The sequence below is a fragment of the Pantoea sp. DY-5 genome, from assembly GCF_019795955.1.
GTDB lineage: Bacteria > Pseudomonadota > Gammaproteobacteria > Enterobacterales > Enterobacteriaceae > Pantoea > Pantoea leporis.
In genome coordinates this window covers 60141-80346 of record NZ_JAIMIE010000003.1, presented here as the reverse complement: position 1 = coordinate 80346, position 20206 = coordinate 60141, and the positions used below count along the sequence as shown (strand labels likewise).

General features: G+C 55.6%; 22 protein-coding genes and 1 pseudogene. 10 read left to right on the top strand and 13 right to left on the bottom strand.

Annotated elements, in window-relative coordinates; translation table 11 throughout:
- Positions 1-146: 146 nt before the first annotated feature.
- A complete protein-coding gene (lpdA, locus tag K5Y30_RS11465; RefSeq protein WP_008108560.1) occupies positions 147-1571 on the top strand; it encodes a dihydrolipoyl dehydrogenase in 1425 nt (474 codons plus the stop codon).
- Between the two features lie 143 nt (positions 1572-1714).
- On the opposite strand, the gene K5Y30_RS24935 is transcribed toward lpdA, so the two are convergent.
- Complete coding sequence (locus K5Y30_RS24935) at positions 1715-1861, bottom strand: Hok/Gef family protein (protein ID WP_137385164.1); 147 nt, start codon at positions 1859-1861, stop codon at positions 1715-1717.
- Between the two features lie 279 nt (positions 1862-2140).
- Positions 2141-2383 carry a LysR substrate-binding domain-containing protein gene (locus K5Y30_RS11455; RefSeq protein ID WP_255606651.1) on the bottom strand — a complete coding sequence of 81 codons (243 nt, stop codon included), beginning with the start codon at positions 2381-2383 and terminating at the stop codon, positions 2141-2143.
- A gap of 30 nt (positions 2384-2413) precedes the next feature.
- On the opposite strand from K5Y30_RS11455, the gene K5Y30_RS11450 reads away from it, so the two are divergent.
- The 5 genes and pseudogenes from K5Y30_RS11450 to K5Y30_RS11430 all read left to right on the top strand — a co-directional run bounded on the left by K5Y30_RS11450 (position 2414) and on the right by K5Y30_RS11430 (position 6917).
- A complete protein-coding gene (locus tag K5Y30_RS11450) occupies positions 2414-2653 on the top strand; it encodes an aldo/keto reductase (protein WP_255606650.1) in 240 nt (79 codons plus the stop codon).
- 237 nt (positions 2654-2890) lie between these two features.
- Entirely contained in the window at positions 2891-5488 is a 2598-nt protein-coding gene (acnB, locus tag K5Y30_RS11445) for a bifunctional aconitate hydratase 2/2-methylisocitrate dehydratase (RefSeq protein WP_222211476.1), read from the top strand.
- Positions 5489-5658: 170 nt separating this feature from the next.
- Positions 5659-6021 carry a protein YacL gene (yacL, locus tag K5Y30_RS11440; protein WP_101762088.1) on the top strand — a complete coding sequence of 121 codons (363 nt, stop codon included), beginning with the start codon at positions 5659-5661 and terminating at the stop codon, positions 6019-6021.
- A gap of 41 nt (positions 6022-6062) precedes the next feature.
- A pseudogene (locus K5Y30_RS11435) lies at positions 6063-6149 on the top strand (hypothetical protein); the annotation flags it as partial.
- Positions 6150-6155: 6 nt separating this feature from the next.
- The gene (locus K5Y30_RS11430) at positions 6156-6917 is read left to right on the top strand and encodes a DeoR/GlpR family DNA-binding transcription regulator (RefSeq protein WP_101762081.1); all 762 of its coding nucleotides are present in this window, start codon (positions 6156-6158) and stop codon (positions 6915-6917) included.
- Positions 6918-7100: 183 nt separating this feature from the next.
- On the opposite strand, the gene K5Y30_RS11425 is transcribed toward K5Y30_RS11430, so the two are convergent.
- Positions 7101-7448: a YacC family pilotin-like protein gene (locus K5Y30_RS11425; RefSeq protein ID WP_007888732.1), complete on the bottom strand. Its 348-nt coding sequence runs from the start codon at positions 7446-7448 to the stop codon at positions 7101-7103.
- A 177-nt stretch (positions 7449-7625) separates the two neighbouring features.
- Here K5Y30_RS11425 and cueO point away from each other — a divergent pair, with 177 nt between their 5' ends.
- Positions 7626-9215, top strand: coding sequence for a multicopper oxidase CueO (cueO, locus tag K5Y30_RS11420; protein WP_222211475.1), 1590 nt, complete (start codon positions 7626-7628; stop codon positions 9213-9215).
- Here the strand turns inward: cueO and K5Y30_RS11415 are convergent.
- The gene (locus K5Y30_RS11415; RefSeq protein ID WP_101762079.1) at positions 9208-10497 is read right to left on the bottom strand and encodes a cystathionine gamma-synthase family protein; all 1290 of its coding nucleotides are present in this window, start codon (positions 10495-10497) and stop codon (positions 9208-9210) included. The genes cueO and K5Y30_RS11415 overlap by 8 nt on opposite strands.
- A gap of 165 nt (positions 10498-10662) precedes the next feature.
- On the opposite strand from K5Y30_RS11415, the gene hpt reads away from it, so the two are divergent.
- The 3 genes from hpt to K5Y30_RS11400 all read left to right on the top strand — a co-directional run bounded on the left by hpt (position 10663) and on the right by K5Y30_RS11400 (position 13085).
- Positions 10663-11199, top strand: coding sequence for a hypoxanthine phosphoribosyltransferase (gene hpt, locus K5Y30_RS11410; protein WP_222211474.1), 537 nt, complete (start codon positions 10663-10665; stop codon positions 11197-11199).
- 192 nt (positions 11200-11391) lie between these two features.
- Complete coding sequence (locus tag K5Y30_RS11405; RefSeq protein WP_008108526.1) at positions 11392-12318, top strand: ABC transporter ATP-binding protein; 927 nt, start codon at positions 11392-11394, stop codon at positions 12316-12318.
- The gene (locus K5Y30_RS11400) at positions 12315-13085 is read left to right on the top strand and encodes an ABC transporter permease (protein ID WP_101762076.1); all 771 of its coding nucleotides are present in this window, start codon (positions 12315-12317) and stop codon (positions 13083-13085) included. Before K5Y30_RS11405 ends, K5Y30_RS11400 begins: the two co-directional genes overlap by 4 nt.
- Positions 13086-13168: 83 nt before the next feature.
- Here K5Y30_RS11400 and panD read toward each other — a convergent pair whose 3' ends face one another.
- The 9 genes from panD to thpR all read right to left on the bottom strand — a co-directional run bounded on the left by panD (position 13169) and on the right by thpR (position 20178).
- The gene (gene panD / locus K5Y30_RS11395; protein ID WP_007888760.1) at positions 13169-13549 is read right to left on the bottom strand and encodes an aspartate 1-decarboxylase; all 381 of its coding nucleotides are present in this window, start codon (positions 13547-13549) and stop codon (positions 13169-13171) included.
- A 41-nt stretch (positions 13550-13590) separates the two neighbouring features.
- Complete coding sequence (panC, locus tag K5Y30_RS11390) at positions 13591-14445, bottom strand: pantoate--beta-alanine ligase (RefSeq protein ID WP_222211473.1); 855 nt, start codon at positions 14443-14445, stop codon at positions 13591-13593.
- A gap of 15 nt (positions 14446-14460) precedes the next feature.
- Complete coding sequence (gene panB / locus K5Y30_RS11385) at positions 14461-15255, bottom strand: 3-methyl-2-oxobutanoate hydroxymethyltransferase (protein WP_222211472.1); 795 nt, start codon at positions 15253-15255, stop codon at positions 14461-14463.
- A 42-nt stretch (positions 15256-15297) separates the two neighbouring features.
- Entirely contained in the window at positions 15298-15783 is a 486-nt protein-coding gene (folK, locus tag K5Y30_RS11380) for a 2-amino-4-hydroxy-6-hydroxymethyldihydropteridine diphosphokinase (RefSeq protein WP_222185289.1), read from the bottom strand.
- Complete coding sequence (gene pcnB / locus K5Y30_RS11375) at positions 15780-17192, bottom strand: polynucleotide adenylyltransferase PcnB (protein WP_206098210.1); 1413 nt, start codon at positions 17190-17192, stop codon at positions 15780-15782. Before pcnB ends, folK begins: the two co-directional genes overlap by 4 nt.
- A gap of 38 nt (positions 17193-17230) precedes the next feature.
- Entirely contained in the window at positions 17231-18160 is a 930-nt protein-coding gene (gluQRS, locus tag K5Y30_RS11370; RefSeq protein ID WP_222211471.1) for a tRNA glutamyl-Q(34) synthetase GluQRS, read from the bottom strand.
- 70 nt (positions 18161-18230) lie between these two features.
- On the bottom strand, positions 18231-18686 hold the full coding sequence (gene dksA / locus K5Y30_RS11365; protein ID WP_007888770.1) for an RNA polymerase-binding protein DksA: 456 nt from the start codon (positions 18684-18686) through the stop codon (positions 18231-18233).
- 247 nt (positions 18687-18933) lie between these two features.
- On the bottom strand, positions 18934-19638 hold the full coding sequence (sfsA, locus tag K5Y30_RS11360; protein ID WP_222211470.1) for a DNA/RNA nuclease SfsA: 705 nt from the start codon (positions 19636-19638) through the stop codon (positions 18934-18936).
- A complete protein-coding gene (gene thpR, locus K5Y30_RS11355; protein WP_222211770.1) occupies positions 19639-20178 on the bottom strand; it encodes an RNA 2',3'-cyclic phosphodiesterase in 540 nt (179 codons plus the stop codon).
- Positions 20179-20206 lie beyond the last annotated feature (28 nt).

Genomic DNA, 20206 nt, shown 5'->3' with positions numbered 1-20206 from the left:
CTTGTTGTAAGCATTCAATGTTGCCGCGGTTGGCAGTTTGTTAACAATTCTGTAAACTCTCGCGGTGAAATGTCCCGGCGGATATAGGGCATTAGAGCTTGGGAAAAGCTTTTTCCTGACTGCCGGTAATCAAACAAGAGGTCATGATGAGTACAGAGATTAAAACTCAAGTCGTGGTACTTGGGGCAGGTCCTGCAGGTTACTCTGCAGCCTTCCGTTGCGCTGATTTAGGTCTGGAAACCGTAATCGTTGAGCGTTACAGCACCCTTGGCGGTGTTTGTCTGAACGTAGGCTGTATCCCGTCAAAAGCGCTGCTGCACGTCGCCAAAGTGATCGACGAAGCAAAAGCCCTGGAAGAGCACGGTATCGTGTTTGGCCAGCCGCAAACTGACATCGACAAAATTCGTTCGTGGAAAGAGAAGGTGATCAACCAGCTCACTGGCGGCCTCGCGGGTATGGCGAAAGGTCGTAAAGTGAAAGTGGTGACTGGCCTCGGCAAATTCACCGGTGCTAACACGCTGGTGGTCGAAGGTGAAGGTGGCGCAACCACTATTAACTTCGATAACGCGATTATCGCGGCCGGTTCTCGTCCAATCGAACTGCCATTCATTCCGCACAACGATCCGCGCGTGTGGGACTCAACCGATGCGCTGGAACTGAAAGAAGTGCCAAAGCGTCTGCTGGTTATGGGCGGCGGCATCATCGGTCTGGAAATGGCCACCGTTTATAAAGCGCTGGGTTCAGAGATCGACGTGGTTGAGATGTTCGACCAGGTGATCCCGGCTGCCGATAAAGACGTAGTGAAAGTCTTTACCAAGCGTATCAGCAAGAAATTCAACCTGATGCTGGAAACCAAAGTCACCGCTGTTGAAGCGAAAGACGACGGTATCTACGTATCGATGGAAGGCAAAAAAGCACCAGCTGATGCACAGCGTTACGATGCGGTGCTGGTGGCGATTGGTCGCGTACCGAACGGTAAAGGCCTTGATGCGGGTAAAGCAGGCGTGGAAGTGGACGATCGCGGCTTTATCCGCGTCGATAAGCAGATGCGCACCAACGTACCGCACATCTACGCTATCGGTGACATCGTGGGTCAGCCAATGCTGGCGCACAAAGGTGTGCACGAAGGCCACGTAGCGGCGGAAGTGATCTCGGGCCTGAAGCACTACTTCGACCCGAAAGTGATCCCATCCATTGCTTACACCGAGCCAGAAGTTGCCTGGGTTGGTCTGACCGAGAAAGAAGCCAAAGAGAAAGGCATCAGCTACGAAGTGTCCACCTTCCCGTGGGCCGCTTCAGGCCGTGCTATCGCTTCTGATTGTGCAGACGGCATGACCAAACTGATTTTCGACAAAGAGACTCACCGTGTTATCGGTGGTGCGATTGTCGGTACCAACGGCGGCGAGCTGCTGGGTGAAATCGGTCTGGCGATTGAAATGGGCTGTGATGCCGAAGATATCGCTCTGACCATTCACGCGCACCCAACGCTGCATGAGTCTGTCGGCCTGGCTGCCGAAGTGTTCGAAGGTAGCATCACTGACCTGCCGAACCCTAAAGCGAAAAAGAAATAAGTTTACGCTTTAAATAAATTAACGGCTCCTTTAAGGAGCCGTTTTTAATTAATGGTTCTATTTAAATAAACAAATAAAAAGGCGCGAGAGCTAACACGTGCGCAATGCCGGAATAGCGGGAGCGAACTCCCGCTAGTAAAGTTTTACTGTTGTGCTTCGTAAGCCATAACAGCCGATAATTCAGCAGTGAATATCCGTAATCGTAATTCACAGAGTGAACTGCGATTAACCAGACACAATCCTAATAGAATGAGCCCGCTGATAATCAGCTTGCTGAATATAGACTTCATAGTCACGTTCCTCTTGATTTAGCACGAGCAAGCGACTACCCTGACATTTCTCAGGTGTAGGGTAGTTCGCTTGCCCGTGCGGTTAATGAAAGTTAACTGCACGGTTTTACGCTCCACAACCCACCCCAATCTTTTCAGCTTGAAGCAAGTTGCCTCAAGCGCCCGCAGGCAGTCTACGCCAAACTTCTTTTATTTCATCTTAAATTTTAAATTATTTATAATTAATGACTTTCTCTATTATCTAATTATTTAAAAAGAACGTGTAATGGATGGGTTTAATTAATGATTAATTTCCTTAAGCCAATCAATAAAATGCCTTAGCGGAGCGGAAAGATATTTTCGGCTCGGATAGTAGAGCCAGAATCCTTCTTCTACCTGAGTGAAGTTCGCCAGTATTTCTACTAAGTCACCGCGAATTAAAACTTCCCGCACCGTAGCTTGATGCAGAAAGGCAATGCCTACGCCCGCACGGGCTGCCTGTAATATCCTCTCATTACTATCCTGCAGGATGCGCAGGCTCATAACCAGAAGTTAGTAAATCAACTTACCGAGATGGCTGCAGGTTATGATGCAACAGCCGCTCAGCTGGCGTTAGCGTGGGTGCTGGCAAAAGGCGAGTCTATTGTGCCGATTCCAGGCGCCAGTAAAATCGCCCATCTGGAACAGAACTGTGCCGCCGCCGATTTAGCAATACTTCATGCGGATGTCGCCACGCTGGACGAGTTATTTAGCGAGAAAAATATTCTGGGCGAACGCTATAACGACAGCGAATTTGTGCTGGTCGATCGTTAACACTCTTCTGCGCACATGAGAAAAAGCAGGCTTTCATAGCCTGCTTTTTATGTGATCCCGCTCAATTTGTAGATGAAGCTGCTAAAAAACGCACGGATGTTGCTTTTTTGTAAACAGATTAACAATCAGGCGAAATGCTGCTATGCTGCCCCACGCGGAACCGGGCACCTCACCCTACTGTTCGACAGCATCAAGGGGTGCACCGGAAAGCTATACAATGAGAGCGAGGAGAACGTCGTGCTAGAAGAATACCGTAAGCACGTTGCCGAGCGTGCTGCCCAGGGAATCGTACCTAAGCCGTTAGATGCTTCCCAAATGGCCGCGCTGGTTGAACTGCTGAAAAACCCGCCAGCGGGTGAAGAAGAATTCCTGACCGACCTGTTGGTCAATCGTGTCCCACCAGGTGTTGATGAAGCGGCGTACGTAAAAGCCGGTTTCCTGGCAGCTGTCACTAAGGGCGAAGCCCACTCTCCTCTGGTTACTCGCGAAAAAGCCGTTGAGCTGCTGGGCACCATGCAGGGCGGTTATAACATCCATGCGCTGATTGAAGCGTTAGAAGATGAAGCCTTAGCACCGATTGCTGCCGAAGCCCTGTCTCACACGCTGCTGATGTTCGATAACTTCTACGATGTCGAAGAGAAAGCCAAAGCGGGTAACCCACACGCGAAAAAAATTATCCAGTCCTGGGCCGATGCCGAATGGTTCCTGAAGCGTCCAAAACTGGCTGAAAAAATCACCACCACCGTGTTCAAAGTGACCGGCGAAACCAACACCGATGACCTCTCTCCGGCGCCGGATGCATGGTCACGTCCGGATATTCCACTGCACGCGCTGGCAATGCTGAAAAACGCCCGTGAAGGCATCGAACCCGACGATGCTGGTAACATTGGCCCGATCAAACAGATCGAAGCACTGCAGACCAAAGGCTTCCCGCTGACCTACGTCGGCGACGTGGTCGGTACCGGTTCTTCACGTAAATCCGCCACCAACTCGGTGCTGTGGTTTATGGGCGACGATATTCCTTTCGTGCCGAACAAGAAGGGCGGCGGTCTGTGCCTCGGCGGTAAAATCGCTCCTATCTTCTTCAACACCATGGAAGATGCTGGCGCCTTGCCGATCGAGCTCGACGTTGATCGTCTGAACATGGGCGATGTCATCGACGTTTACCCGTACAAAGGCGAAGTGCGCAATCATGAAACCGACGAATTGCTGGCGACCTTCGAGCTGAAGACCGACGTACTGCTGGACGAAGTCCGTGCTGGCGGTCGTATTCCGCTGATCATCGGTCGTGGCCTGACCACCAAAGCGCGCGAATCGCTGGGTCTGCCGCATAGCGATGTGTTCGTACAAGCCAAAGATGTGGCTGTTAGCACCCGCGGTTACTCGCTGGCGCAGAAAATGGTCGGGCGCGCTTGCGGCGTAGAGGGGGTCCGTCCGGGCTCATACTGCGAACCAAAAATGACCTCAGTGGGTTCTCAGGACACCACCGGTCCAATGACCCGTGATGAACTGAAAGACCTGGCCTGCCTCGGCTTCTCCGCTGACCTGGTGATGCAGTCATTCTGCCACACCGCCGCCTATCCGAAGCCGGTCGACGTGACCACGCACCATACGCTGCCAGACTTCATCATGAACCGTGGCGGCGTGTCGCTGCGTCCGGGCGATGGCGTTATCCATAGCTGGCTGAACCGTATGCTGCTGCCAGATACCGTTGGTACCGGCGGTGACTCACACACCCGTTTCCCAATCGGTATTTCCTTCCCGGCAGGTTCTGGTCTGGTGGCGTTTGCTGCTGCGACGGGCGTGATGCCGCTGGATATGCCGGAATCGGTGCTGGTGCGCTTCAAAGGCGAAATGCAGCCGGGTATCACCCTGCGCGATCTGGTACACGCCATTCCGCTGTATGCGATTAAAGCTGGCCTGCTGACCGTTGAGAAGAAAGGGAAGAAAAACATCTTCTCTGGCCGCGTGCTGGAAATCGAAGGTCTGCCGAAACTGAAAGTTGAGCAGGCATTTGAGCTGACCGATGCCTCGGCTGAGCGTTCTGCTGCCGGCTGTACTATTAAGCTGGATAAAGAGCCAATCATCGAGTACCTCAACTCGAACATCGTGCTGCTGAAGTGGATGATCTCGGAAGGCTACGGCGATCGTCGTACGCTGGAGCGCCGCATTGAAGGCATGCAGAAATGGCTGGCCGATCCGCAACTGCTGGAAGGCGATGCGGATGCTGAGTACGCGGCGGTGATCGATATCGATCTGGCCGAGATCAAAGAGCCAATTCTGTGCGCACCGAACGATCCAGATGACGCGCGTTGGTTGTCTGACGTGCAGGGCGAGAAGATTGACGAAGTGTTCATCGGTTCGTGCATGACCAACATCGGTCACTTCCGCGCGGCCGGTAAGCTGCTGGATGCCCATAAAGGCCAGCTGCCAACCCGTCTGTGGGTTGCGCCGCCAACCAAAATGGACGCCGCCCAGCTGACCGAAGAGGGCTATTACAGCGTCTTTGGTAAGAGCGGTGCGCGTATCGAAATTCCAGGCTGTTCACTGTGCATGGGTAACCAGGCGCGTGTGGCAGACGGCGCGACGGTGGTTTCCACCTCAACCCGTAACTTCCCGAACCGTCTGGGTACCGGTGCGAACGTCTTCCTGGCGTCAGCGGAACTGGCGGCGGTCGCTTCGCTGCTTGGCAAGCTGCCAACGCCGGACGAGTATCAACAGTTCATGCTGCAGGTTGATAAAACCGCGGCTGACACGTATCGCTACCTCAACTTTGATCAGCTGGGACAATACACTGACAAAGCCGACACAGTGATCTTCCAGACTGCCGTTTAATCGGTTATCGGGATGAACAAGGGGACGATGAAAATCGTCCCTTTTTTTATGCCCTTTTTTCCGCTGACATCTCCAGGCATAATGCGAGCGCGATCCCACTTTATTCAGCGTGCTGCGCACAAAATGCACTAACACTGTGCTGCACAGCGCGTCATCAGTATGAGGCAATCATGGAATATGAATTTCTGCGTGATTTGACCGGTCAGGTCAAAGTGCGTATGTCGATGGACCACGAAGCGGTGGGGCACTGGTTCAACGAAGAGGTCAAAGACAATCTGCCGTTGCTGGATGAGGTTGAGGCCGCCGCCCAACAGGTGAAAGGCACCATCAATCAGTGGCAGCGTGTCGGGCATGAGTACACGCTGTGGCTGGATGATGAAGAGGTGATGATTCGTGCCAACCAGCTGGCGCTGGAAGATGACGGCATGGAAGAGGGCATGACTTATTACGACGAAGAGAGCCTCTCTTTCTGTGGCGTCGACGATTTTCTCGCAGTGATTGCCGCTTATCGCCTGTTTATTGCCGGTAAATAACAGCTGTACTCAGATGATGATAGACGTGGATAAGCACCTCTGGCACCACGTTTGATATCGCCTGGACAGGTAAAGCGAACTCTGCGAGCATGGCGATCTCCATTAAACTCGCGATGCAGCTTGCATAGGGAAAGATGAAGGGACAAAGCCGTCTCGACCAGATTATGGACTATCTGAAGAGCCATAATTTGGTCACTGTTGAACAACTGGTGAGCGCTATTTCCGCCTCGCCAGCAACGATCCGCCGCGATCTGATCAAGCTGGATAAGGAAGGCGTTATTAGCCGCAGCCACGGCGGCGTTACGCTGAATCGCTTTATCCCTAATCAGCCCACCACGCTGGAGAAGATGCAGCGTAACCTCGCCGAGAAGCAGGCCATCGCGCAATTTGCCGCCAGCTATGTGCAGTCGGGTGATGCGGTGGTGCTGGATGCCGGCACCACCATGCTGGAGCTGGCGCGCCAGCTGACGCACCTCAAGCTGCGCGTCATCACCGCCGATCTGCATATCGCGCTGTTTCTGTCCGAGTTTAAGCAAATCGAAACCACCATTATTGGTGGACGTATCGACGATTCCAGCCAGTCGTGCATTGGCGAACACGGTCGCCGTTTGCTGCGCAGCATCAATCCTGATATTGCCTTTGTCAGCTGCAACTCGTGGAGCATCGAACGCGGGATTACCACGCCAACCGAAGAGAAAGCCGGATTGAAGATGGATCTGCTGGCCAACGCGCGCCGCCGTGTTCTGCTGGCGGACAGCAGTAAATACGGTTCATGGTCGCTGTATTGCGCCGCGCCGATTGATAGCCTGACCGATGTGGTGACGGATGCGCGTCTGGATGAAGCGGTGTGCCGGGATCTACGCGAGCGTGGTATTGGCTTGGAGTTAACAGTTTAGATTGAGATTGGGATTGTGCTGGCTGTCCCCCATCCCGGCCTTCCCCCGCCAGCGGGGGAAGGAGACGCTGCCACATGCAACCTCAGAGCCGCATATTGCAGCATCTTCCTCCCCCACTTGTGGGGGGAGGACCGAGGAGGGGGACAGCAAGCACCATTCGAGGAGGGGGACAGCGGGCAACGATTACTTAACGTAAGCCAGCAAACTCAGCGAATCGCGCGCCAGCGACTTACACTTTTTGTCGTTGGTAATGGCGATGCCGCTCAAATCCTTGTAGCTCTCTTCGCCCAGCGACTTCATGTTGTAATTGCTGTAGTTGCTTAAATCCCAACGGTTTTGTTGGGCGAAAAACACCAGCGCTTTACGAATCTGTGCGTCCGGCAAATCCTGATAGCCACAATCGTTCTTGAGATAAACGAACACGGCGGTGAGGTCGGCCAGATCTTCTGCTTCGGATTCGCTCAGGGCAAAACTGGTGGAGGAGAAGCCAAGGAGTCCCGCCAGCAGCAGGATCTTGATGCTTTTCGTCATAATCATTCTCAACAAGGGACAATTTATTGACGTTAGCACAGTTATTGCCGGTATTCCGCTAAATTTGCCCTTTCGGGCCATTCCCACCAATTTTATCAGTGCAATCTGTTTCAGGGCTTGACCCTCCCGCAGGGTAAAGGTTTACGCTGTGCCCTTATTCACGACAAGGATAAGAATATGCAACGTCGTCATTTTCTAAAGTTGACTGCCGCACTCAGCGCCGCCGGTGCGCTGCCGCTGTGGAGCCGCTCACTAATGGCCGCCACGCGCCCATTATTACCGATTCCCTCCATTTTGCAGCCTGATGCCCGCGGGCAATACACCTTGACCGCCATGACCGGTAGCAGCCAATGGAATGGCAAAGCGGTGCCTACCTGGGGATACAACGGTGGATTGCTCGGACCCGCGCTGCGTCTGCAACGCGAAAAAGCCGTCACGGTGAACATCCATAACCAGCTGCCGGAAGCCACCACCTTGCACTGGCACGGGCTGGAGATCCCCGGCGATGTTGATGGCGGCCCGCAAGGGATTATTGCGCCCGGCGCGACGCGTCAGGTCAGTTTCACCCCCGATCAACCCGCCGCGACCTGCTGGTTCCATCCGCATCACCACGGCAAAACCGGTTATCAGGTGGCGCAAGGTCTGGCGGGTTTGGTGCTGCTGGAAGATGAAGCGTCCGGCAAGCTGCGTTTGCCGATGCAGTGGGGCGAAGACGATGTGCCGCTGATTTTCCAGGATAAGCAGCTGAACAAAGCCGGAACGCAAATCGATTATCAGCTGGATATTATGCGTGCCGCCGTCGGCTGGTTTGGCGACATGATGCTCACCAACGGCGTGCAATATCCGCAGCATGCGGTGCCACGCGGCTGGCTGCGTCTGCGTTTGCTTAACGGCTGTAACGCGCGTTCGCTGCATATCGCCACCAGCGATCAACGTCCGCTGTACGTAATTGGCAGCGACGGTGGGTTGCTGGCCGAGCCGGTGAAAGTGGATAGCTTGCCGCTGCTGCCGGGCGAGCGTTTTGAAGTGCTGGTGGATACGTCAGATGGCAAAGCCTTCGACGTGGTGACGCTGCCGGTGACGCAGATGGGCATGACGCTGGCGCCGTTTGACCAACCGCTGCCGCTGGTCAACATTCTGCCGCTGCGCGTAATGGCCAGCGGTACGCTGCCGGACAAGCTGGTGGATCTGCCGCCCATTCCCGCCACCGAAGGCCTGCAAAGCCGCTGGCTGCAGCTGATGATGGATCCGCAGCTTGATCAGCAAGGTATGCAGGCGCTTATGGATCGTTACGGCGATAAAGCCATGGGCGGCATGAAAATGGATCATGGCAACATGGCGATGAGTGATAGCGCGAAGCCGATGGATCATGGCGATATGGCGATGGATCACGGCAGCCACGGCAAAACTGCCGCCTATGATTTCCATAATGGCAACAAGATCAACGGTCAGGCATTTAACATGACCAAGCCGATGTTCAACGTGGAGTTGGGCAAAGTCGAGAAGTGGACGATTTCCGGTGAAGGCGATCACATGCTGCATCCGTTCCACATTCACGGCACGCAGTTCCGCATCCTGTCAGAAAACGGCAAGCCGCCTGCACCGCATCGCGCAGGCTGGAAGGACATGGTCAGCGTTAACGGCTGGCGCAGCGAAGTGCTGGTGCGCTTCAACTATGTCGCTAACGCCGACAATGCGTACATGGCGCATTGCCATCTACTGGAGCATGAAGATACCGGCATGATGCTCGGTTTTAGCGTCAGTTAACCGACGCCTCCAGCGCCAGGCGAATATCCTCGATCAGGTCGTCAGGATGTTCGATCCCAATCGACAAGCGCACGGTCGCATCGGTGATGCCAATACGCTGTCGTACATCCTGCGGCACGCCCGAATGGGTGGTGCTGGCAGGATGGCTGGCGAGCGACTCGGTGCCGCCGAGGCTCACTGCCAGCTTGAACAGTTCCAGCGTATTAAGGAAACGGAACGCCGCCGCTTGCCCGCCACGAATATCAAACGAGAAAGTTGAACCCGCGCCGCTGCACTGGCGCTGATACGTTTTGCCCGCCGGACTTTCAGCCGCCAGATACGGCAGCCAATGCAGTTTCTCCACCTGCGGATGATCGCGTAAAAACGCCGCCACGTTTTCGGCATTGCTGGTGGCTTTCTCCATGCGCAGCGACAGCGTTTCCAGCGAGCGGCCAATCATCCAGCTGGAGTGCGGATCCAGCTGCGTGCCGATGGCGCTGCGCAGCGAACGTACCTTGCCGATTAACGCTTTGCTACCCAGCACCGCACCGGCAATCAAGTCCGAATGGCCGCCGACATATTTGGTCAGTGAATAGAGCGACAAATCTGCGCCATGCTGCAACGGCTGTTGAAACACCGGCCCGAGCAGCGTGTTATCGCAGGCGAGAATCGGCCGCGAACCTTGCTGCTGCGCAATCACATCCGCCACCTGCTGCATCAACTGGATATCCACCAGGCTGTTGGTGGGATTGGCGGGCGTTTCAATCAGAATCAGCGCCACGCGTCCGCGCTGCCACGCCAGCTTCGCCGCTTCATGCACCTTATCTTCATCGGTGCCATCGCTGAAACCCACCGCTTTGATCTCCAAATCGTGCAGCGTTTTGCTCAGCAGCGTTTCGGTGCCGCCGTACAACGGCTGGGAATGCAGAATCACTTCACCCGGACGCGCAAACGTCAGCAGCGTGGTGGCAATCGCCGACATCCCGGAAGAGAACAGCGCCGCGCTTTCCGCGCCTTCATACACCGCCAGCCGATCCTCAACGATTTCGCTGTTGGGATGATTGAAGCGTGAATAGACCAGCCCACCAGTTTTGCCTTCCGGCGGCTGCTTGCGCCCGGCGACGAAATCGAAAAAGTCCTGCCCCTCTTCGGCGCTGTTAAACACGAAGGTGGAGGTGAGAAACACCGGCGGTTTCACCGCGCCTTCCGATAACTGCGGATCGTAACCGTAATTCAGCATCTGCGTTTCCGGGTGCAGATCGCGCGTACCAATCTTGGTTTTTTTACTGGATGAAGCGGTCATAGGAACTCCAGAACTCGGCGGTAAAGGGGCGGACGTGTTCCTATAGTTAACGCCAGCGCGATAAATTTCGCCACGGAATCGTTTGCGTTCTGTGCGCGGCGTTAGACGCTGGCTCGTCTATGATAGACTTCGTGGCTTTCCAAAAACCGTAACTGGACGCATGCAATGAAACATACCGTCGACGTGATGATCTCCGAGCAAGAGATCGCAACCCGAATTGCCGAACTGGGCAAGCAGATCAACGAGCACTACCGCAACAGCGGCAGCGAAATGGTGCTGGTGGGTTTGCTGCGCGGCTCCTTTATGTTTATGGCCGATCTGTGCCGCGCCATCGACGTGCCGCATGAAGTCGACTTTATGACGGCGTCAAGCTACGGCAGCGGCATGTCGAGCAGCCGCGATGTGAAAATCTTCAAAGATCTCGATGAAGATATTCGCGGCAAGGATGTGCTGATCGTGGAAGACATCATCGATTCCGGCAACACGCTGAGCAAAGTGCGTGAAATCCTGCGCCTGCGCGAGCCAAAGTCATTGGCGATTTGTACCTTGCTGGATAAGCCAGAGCGTCGCGAAGTGGACGTCACCGTCGAATTCGTTGGCTTTACCATTCCCGATGAGTTCGTGGTCGGCTTTGGTATCGATTACGCCCAGCGCTATCGCCATCTGCCGTATATCGGCAAAGTTATCCCGACCGGTGAATAACCGCACAATCGTCCAAGGCTAAACTTCCCCGCCTGCGATACACTGCGCAGCCCGTAAGCCAACGGTTTATGGGCTGGCTCGACTCTCTGCTAAACTCCATTGATTTCTTAATGTTAATGACCGCGACATCGCTCGTGCGCATTACCATTTTCATAGGCCTTTGATGTCTCTACAACAAGGTATGGATTCGCAATGACATATGCACTGGAAATTTCCGGGCTGACCAAAACCTATCCCGGCGGCGTACAGGCGCTGAAAGGACTCGATCTCAACGTGGAAGCGGGCGACTTTTACGCCCTGCTGGGGCCAAACGGCGCCGGTAAATCCACCACCATCGGTATTATCAGCTCGTTAGTGAATAAAACCGGCGGCAGCGTGCGCGTGTTTGGCTATGACCTGCAAAAAGATGTGGTCAACGCCAAGCGCCAGCTTGGGCTGGTGCCGCAGGAGTTCAACTTCAACCCGTTTGAAACCGTAATGCAGATTGTGGTCAATCAGGCCGGTTATTACGGCGTTGAACGCGCTGAAGCTAACAAGCGCGCGGAAAAATACCTGAATCAGCTCGATCTGTGGGGCAAACGCAACGAACGTGCGCGCATGCTTTCGGGCGGGATGAAGCGTCGTCTGATGATTGCGCGTGCGCTGATGCATGAACCGAAGCTGCTGATCCTCGACGAACCGACCGCCGGCGTGGATATCGAACTGCGTCGTTCGATGTGGAGCTTCCTGAAAGAGCTGAATATCAAAGGCACCACCATCATCCTCACCACGCACTATCTGGAAGAGGCGGAAATGCTGTGCCGCAATATCGGTATTATTCAGAGCGGCGAGCTGGTGGAGAACACCTCGATGAAAGGGTTGCTCTCCAAGCTGCAATCCGAAACCTTTATTCTCGATCTGGCACCGCGCAGCCCGCTGCCGCAGCTGGAAGGCTTCCAGTATCGACTGGTCGATACCTCGACGCTGGAAGTGGAAGTGATGCGTGAGCAAGGTCTGAACAGCGTGTTCAGCCAGCTGAGCGCGCAAGGCGTGCAGGTGCTGAGCATGCGCAATAAAGCTAACCGCCTTGAGGAGCTGTTCGTCAGCCTGACACAGGGAAAAACAGGAGTGAAAGCATGACGCACTTGTATTGGGTGGCGCTCAAGAGCATCTGGAGCAAAGAGATCAACCGCTTCGCCCGCATCTGGATTCAGACGCTGGTGCCGCCGGTGATCACCATGACGCTCTACTTCATCATCTTCGGCAATCTGATCGGTTCACGCATCGGCGATATGCACGGTTTCAGCTACATGCAGTTTATCGTGCCGGGCCTGATCATGATGGCGGTGATCACTAACGCTTATGCCAACGTGGCATCGTCGTTCTTTAGCGCCAAGTTCCAGCGCAACATTGAAGAGCTGCTGGTAGCGCCGGTGCCAACGCACATCATCATCGCCGGTTATGTCGGCGGCGGCGTGGCGCGCGGCGTGTGCGTGGGGATTTTGGTTACCGCGATTTCGCTGTTCTTCGTACCGTTCCACGTGCATTCATGGTCAATGGTGGCGCTGACGCTGCTGCTGACGGCGATTCTGTTCTCACTGGCGGGCCTGCTGAATGCGGTATTCGCGCGCACTTTTGACGATATCAGCCTGATTCCCACCTTTGTGCTGACGCCGTTAACCTACCTCGGCGGCGTGTTCTATTCGCTGACGCTGCTGCCGCCGTTCTGGCAAGCGGTGTCGAAGCTGAATCCGGTGGTGTATATGATTAGCGGCTTCCGTTACGGTTTCCTCGGCATCAACGATGTGCCGCTGGTGTTCACGCTGTCGGTGTTGATCGCCTTTATCGTGGTGTTTTATGTGCTGGTGTATTCGCTGATTCAGCGTGGGCGCGGGTTGCGGACGTAGGTTTTAGTGCGGCGTTTAAGAAGGTCGCCATGAATGGCGACCCTACGATAACAAGGGCGGGATTTAATCCCGCCCTTGTTGTATCAGGCCACCTGAACCGGCAACGCTTTGGCGAGGCGCTTCATTTCGTTATCGCCTTCGAAGTAGGCGACTTTCGGCTGCCAGCTGCGCGCGACTTCATCTTCGACCTGCACGTAAGAGCAGATGATCATGATATCGCCAGCGCAGGCGCAGCGCGCGGCGGCACCGTTGACTGAGATGATCTTCGAGCCACGTTCAGCGGCAATCGCGTAAGTGGAAAAACGCTGGCCGTTAGTGACGTTGTAGATGTCGATGGCTTCGTATTGCAGAATGCCGGATGCGTCGAGGAAATCCTGGTCAATGGCGCAGGAACCTTCGTAATGCAAATCTGCCTGAGTGACTTTAACGCGATGCAGTTTGCCTTGAAGTACGGTGCGAATCATAACTGTCTAACCTTGTTAAGCTGCCAATAAACGACGGAAAACTACTCCGTCAGATCCACTTGCTGATTATCAATCAGACGCGCATTGCCGAGCCATGCGGCCATCAAAATCACCGCGCGCTGGCTGTCCACGTTCAGCGCTTGTAGGGTTTCGGCATCGCAAATCGCCAGTCCATCCGGACGGAAACCCTTCTCACGCAACGCCACTTCCGCTTGCTCGATAATCTCTTCGATATGGCGCTCGCCGTTGCTCAGACGTGCGGCCATGCTGTTCATCACCTGGCTAAGACCGGCCGCGATTTTACGCTCGTCGGCGGTGAGATAGCCATTGCGCGAACTCAGCGCCAGACCATCTTTCGCGCGCACCGTTGGCACGCCCACAATCTCAATATCGAAGCCCATATCCGCCACCATCTTGCGGATGATCGCCAGCTGCTGGAAATCCTTCTCGCCAAAGCAGGCGATGTCAGGCTGCACCAGATTAAACAGTTTGCTGACGATGGTGGAGACGCCACGGAAATGTCCCGGACGGCTGGCACCTTCCAGCAGCGATGATAAACCCGGCACTTCCACGAAGGTTTGGCTATCCAGGCCTTTCGGATAGACATCCGCGGGCGCGGGTGCGAACACCAGATCCACGCTATGACGATTTAGCTTCTCGCAGTCGTCCTGCAGCGTGCGCGGATAGCGCGCCAGATCGTCGGGACGATCAAACTGCATCGGATTGACGAAAATCGATACCACCACCACATCGGCGCGCTCGCGCGCTTCATCAACCAACGTCAGATGACCGTCGTGCAGGTTGCCCATAGTGGGCACCAGCGCGATACGTTTACCTGCCTGACGCCAGCGACGAATCTCACGACGCAGCATCGGCAGTGTTTCAATGATCAGCACTGCAAATCTCCTGATTTACTGGAAACTGTGTTCAGCGGCTGGATAGAGGCCCGCTTCAACGTCGGCGATATATTGGCGAATCGCCGCACGAATGTCGCCGGTTTCTGCGAGGAAATTTTTGGCAAATTTGGGAATGTGACCACCGGTAATGCCAAAGGCGTCGTGCATCACCAGAATCTGGCCGTCAGTGACGTTGCCCGCGCCGATGCCGATCACCGGCACCGACAGCGCTTTGGTCACGCGTTCCGCCAGCGCCACCGGCACGCACTCCAGCACCAGCAGCTGCATACCGGCGGCTTCCAGCGCCAGCGCATCGGCCAGCAGACGTTCAGCGGCAGCTTCATCGCGGCCCTGCACTTTGTAGCCACCGAAGATGTTCACCGACTGCGGCGTCAGGCCCAGATGACCGCACACCGGGACGGCGCGCTCGGTTAGCATTCGCACGGTTTCCGCCAGCCACTCGCCGCCTTCCAGCTTCACCAGATTGGCGCCCGCGCGCATCAGCTGTGCGGCGTTGTTGAAGGTCTGTTCCGGCGTGGCGTAACTCATAAACGGCAGATCGGCCATCAGCAGCGCCAGCGGCGAGCCACGGCGCACGGCGGCGGTGTGATAGGCGATATCATCCACGGTGACCGGCAAGGTTGATTCGTGGCCCTGCACGGTCATGCCGAGCGAATCGCCAATCAGCATTACCTGAATGCCTTCATCGGCAAACAAGCGGGCAAAACTGAAGTCGTACGCCGTCAGCGTGGCAAATTTGCGGCCGCTGGTTTTGAGCTGGCGTAAATGGGAGAGGGTTGTTGGTTTCATCACACGCTCCAGAGTTTTCTGATGCGCGCAGTGTACTACGGCTTACTCAGACCACAAACGGATAGCGCTGCGATCCAGGGTGGCAAGAATCACAGATAAGGCTTGTCCATTCGGCAGCGACACTTGCGGGGCAATTTCCAGCAGCGGCACCAGCATAAAGGCGCGATTGTGCATGTCGTAATGCGGCACGGTCAGGCGCGGCGTGTTAATGGTGGCGTCGCCAAACAGCATGATATCGAGATCCAGCGTGCGCGGTCCCCAGCGTTCAGCTTTGCGCACGCGACCGTGTTCCAGCTCAATGCGCTGGGTATGATCGAGCAGCGCGTCGGCGTCCAGCGCGGTTTTCAGCGCCACTACCGCATTAAGGTAATCAGGCTGATCCGGCGGGCCGTACGGCGGCGTGCGATACAGGGAAGATGTGGCGATGCGCGAGGTGTGCGGAATGGCATCGAGCGCGGCCAACGCTGCATCAACCTGATGCAGCGGATCGGCCAGATTACTGCCTAAAGCGAGGTAAACGCGGGTCATTGCGGACTGTTTGTGCGAGGCCCGGTTGGACGGCGACGCGGACGGCGCGGTTTACGGCGCGGGGCCGGATCGTCGCCCAGCGTGGTCATCATGGTTTTCTGCTGCACCGGTGCCGCCGCCTGGAACTCGCCCCACCAATGCGTCAGCTTTTGCAGCTCAGGATTGTTTTCCACGTCGGCACGCAGCGCCATCAAATCGTAAGCGGCACGGAACTTAGGATGCTCCATCAGCTTCCACGCACGCTTGCCGTGACGACGCGACATGCGCAGCTGCAGCTGCCAGATATCACGAATCAGCGTGGTGATACGCTTTGGAATCGCCAGCGCGCGGCAGGCTTCATCCAGCGTTTCGTTCATCGACAAGGCGAAAGCATCGTAATAGGTCAGGCCGCTTTCCTGCGCAATGCGTTCGGCGGATTCCAGCTGCGGATACCAGAACATCGCGGCAAACAGGAAGGCCGGATTGACGCGCATATCATTTTGCAGGCGGGTATCCGTATTTTTCAGAACCTGCGCCAGCATACGCTCCATCAGGCTGTCGCTTTCGGCGGTGAAACCGCGCGTCAGCATCGGGAACAGCGGCTGGAACAGCTGATATTCACGCATCATCTGATAGGTGCGGTAGCCGTAACCGGCCTGCAGCAGCTTGAGCGACTCTTCAAACATGCGCGCCGGCGGAATGTCATTCAGCAGCGTCGCCAGACGCGGGATCGGCTCGGCCGTTTCTGCCGCGATACGCATCTGCAGCTTGGCGGCGAAGCGCACCACACGCAGCATGCGCACCGGATCTTCGCGGTAGCGCGTTTCCGGATCGCCAATCATGCGAATGATGCCTTCGTGCAGATCGTGCAAGCCACCGACGTAATCACGTACGGTGAAATCGGCCACGCTGTAATAGAGGCTGTTGATGGTGAGATCGCGGCGTTGGGCATCGTCTTCAATGCTGCCGAAAATGTTGTCGCGCAGCAGCATGCCGTTCTGGCCGCGCTGCGAGCTGTTGCGATCTTCTTCGCTCTCTTCATGATGATGACCACGGAAGGTGGCGACTTCGATCACTTCCGGACCGAACATCACATGTGCCAGACGAAAACGACGACCCACCAAACGGCAGTTGCGGAACAGCTTACGCATCTGTTCAGGCGTGGCGTTGGTGGTGATATCAAAGTCTTTCGGCTTGCTGCCGAGCAGCAAATCGCGCACGCCGCCGCCAACCAGGTAGGCTTCGAATCCGGCTTTGTTCAGGCGATAGAGCACTTTGAGGGCGTTTTCGCTGATATCTTTGCGTGAGATGTTGTGGCTTTCTCGTGGAATGACAGTCATCTGACCAGGACTTTCAGCTTCCACCTCTTCAGGCGCCTCCTCATCACGCTTGAGGACTCTCCGGCAAAAATTAGCGACTCGGGTAAAAATGGGACACCTCGACAGTGAGAAAAAGGGTGTTAATAAAATCAGCGGCTAATCATAGCCTGTTGAGAACCATTTAGGAATGGTGATGTCGTTTCATCCTCTTTAAGACCGTTCTGCAACGGAATCAGGCGGATATTCCACAGCGCCACCGCCTGTTTCAACAGGCTTTCCAGCGATTCATCCTGCCAGCCAGGCGATACCGGCTGGCCAAGAAAGCGCAAAGCCTGCACCAGCAGCGGCCGCGCATCACCATCGGGCAGCGCGGGCGCATGATTCTGCTTGGAAAGCTTGTTGCCATCGCGATTAACCGCCAGCGGCAAATGCAGGTAATCCGGCACCGGCCAGGTAAACTGCTGATACAGCGCAATCTGGCGCACCGTTGGCTCAATTAAATCCGCGCCGCGCACGATTTCCGTCACGCCCTGAAAATGATCATCAACCACCACCGCGAGGTTGTAGGCAAAAAGCCCATCACGGCGATGGATAATAAAATCTTCCTGCGCCAGCTGCGCTTCAGCCTGCAAATGGCCGCGTAGGCGATCGTCAAAGCCGTTAACCGGCGCATGTTGACGCAGACGCAGCGCGGCGTTGTCCGGCGGCAGTTGCAAATCGCGGCAGTGACCATCGTAAAAACCGCCCAGCTGCTGGATGCGGCTGCGCGTGCAGGTGCAGAAGTAACTTTGTCGATGGGTTTGCAGCCAGCTCAGCGCGGCGCGATAGGCGTCGTGGCGCTGTGACTGCCACAAAACGTCGCCATCCCAGTAAAGACCATAATGTTCCAGCTGCTGCAAAATACGCGTTGCGGCACCGGGAACTTCACGCGGGGGATCGATATCTTCGATGCGCACCAGCCAGCGTCCCTGTTGCGCGCGCGCACTCAGGTAACTGCCTAACGCAGCAATCAGCGAACCAAAATGGAGGTCACCAGAAGGAGAGGGGGCGAAACGCCCAATGCAGTTTGAAGGATTCATAACGAAGTGTACCGCACGTCGGGAAAACAGGGATTTTCCCGGCTGTGCGGTAACAATTTGCTCACGGCCATTAGCCAGCCATCTGCTTCTCGCGGATTTCTGCCAGCGTTTTGCAGTCAATGCAGAGATCGGCAGTCGGACGCGCTTCAAGGCGGCGAATACCAATTTCTACACCGCAGGAGTCGCAGTAACCGAAATCGTCGTCATCCACTTTCTTGAGCGTTTTCTCAATCTTTTTAATGAGTTTGCGCTCACGATCGCGGTTACGCAATTCCAGGCTGAACTCTTCTTCCTGCGCAGCACGGTCGACCGGATCCGGGAAGTTGGCAGCTTCGTCCTGCATATGTGACACAGTGCGATCTACTTCATCCCGAAGTTGGTTGCGCCAGGCTTCCAGAATCTTACGGAAATGGCCTAGCTGGGCGTCGTTCATATACTCTTCGCCCGGTTTCACCTGATAAGGCTCAACTCCAGCGATGGCGAGGATACTCAGGGACGATGTTTTACGGTTTTGCCCTTCTTGCATGTTGTTTCTCCTGGATAACACGCACTTCCCTAGATACGTCAAGTTGCATGTGCGTTGACTGTGTGCCTGCAACCTGAACGATTTAGGGCTTATCGATTCCCATAAAGGGAAAAAAACAGGCCGCTATAAATAGCAGAAGCAATCAAGGTTGGCAATTATTCCTGACCACTACTTGACAAGCCTCTGAACAATCGCGTATTCAGCGCCTCGCCCAGAACATTCCTATCACACCAAATTGCTATAAATATTACAACGCTACGTTAATCGGTTGCGTAAGTAATATCTTTAACGGTGAAATTTGAGCTTGATACGCCAAAACTTCCACACCACAACGCTGCGCCTGTTCCAGTAGTTCTGCGTAGTGCACGTCGATATGGCGTGCCGGGGAAACGTCCTCAATCCCCGTATGCAAAACTGCGAACAACAAAACGGCTCGATGACCTTCTGCCACGATGGTGCTCAATTCGCGCAGATGTTTCTGTCCACGAGCCGTCACCGCATCCGGAAAATAGCCTTTACCTTCCTGTAAAAGGGTGACGGACTTGACTTCAATATAGCAGTTGGATCGGCCATCCGCTTGCAGCAGGAAGTCAATTCGGCTTTTTTCCGTGCCGTATTTCACTTCAGGCTGGCAGCGGCTGTAAGCGGATAATTCCGGAATCGTGTCGAGCGTCAGCGCCTCGCGCACCAGCTGATTGGCGCGCAGCGTATTCACGCAGATCCAGTGGCCTTGTTGGGTCTCGGTGAGTTCCCAGCTGTGCGGATATTTTCGCGTGGCACTGCTGGATGTCGAATACCACACGGTATCGCCCGGCGTGGCGCAGCCGGTCATTGCGCCGGTATTGGCGCAGTGAATGGTCAGCGTTTCACCTTCTGGCGTAACCACATCGGCTAAAAAGCGTTTGTAACGGGCGATTAAACGGGCGGGTTTAAGCGGCGGGTCGAACTCCATTTACTCTCCTGTGGATGATAGTAGTGGCCAGCGGGCCAGCGCCTGATAACGTGTGCGGCCGCGCGTCACGTTCGAAGCGAACAGCGCAAAATGGCGGATATCGGTGCGCCAGTGAAAACCGCGCGCGGGTAGCGCGATCTGTGACGCCGCATGGCGCAACAGCGTGACGTGCGGATGAAACGGCTGCGGGCTCTGCGCACAGCCATGACGTGCCGCTTGCGCGCGCAGCAGGCTGGCGAGCTGCAGTAATCCGCGCGGCGCACGCTGACAGCCGAGCCACACCACGCCGGGACGCGGCCAGTGACCGGCGTCATCCAAATCGAGGGCAAAACCGGGCTGTTCGATGCGTGAGGCCAGCCGCTGCAGCTTGCGTGACGTCTCATCGCTGACCTCGCCGAGAAACGCCAGCGTCAGGTGCAGGTTAGCCGCCGCCACCGGTTTCCCGGCTTCGGCAGCAAAATTATCCGCGCGCCACTGCACCAACTGTTGCTGGAGCGGAGCGGGCAGTTCAAGAGCAAAAAACAGACGTTGCGTTGCCAGGTTGGCCTCCGGTAATCCGCGCCTCAGA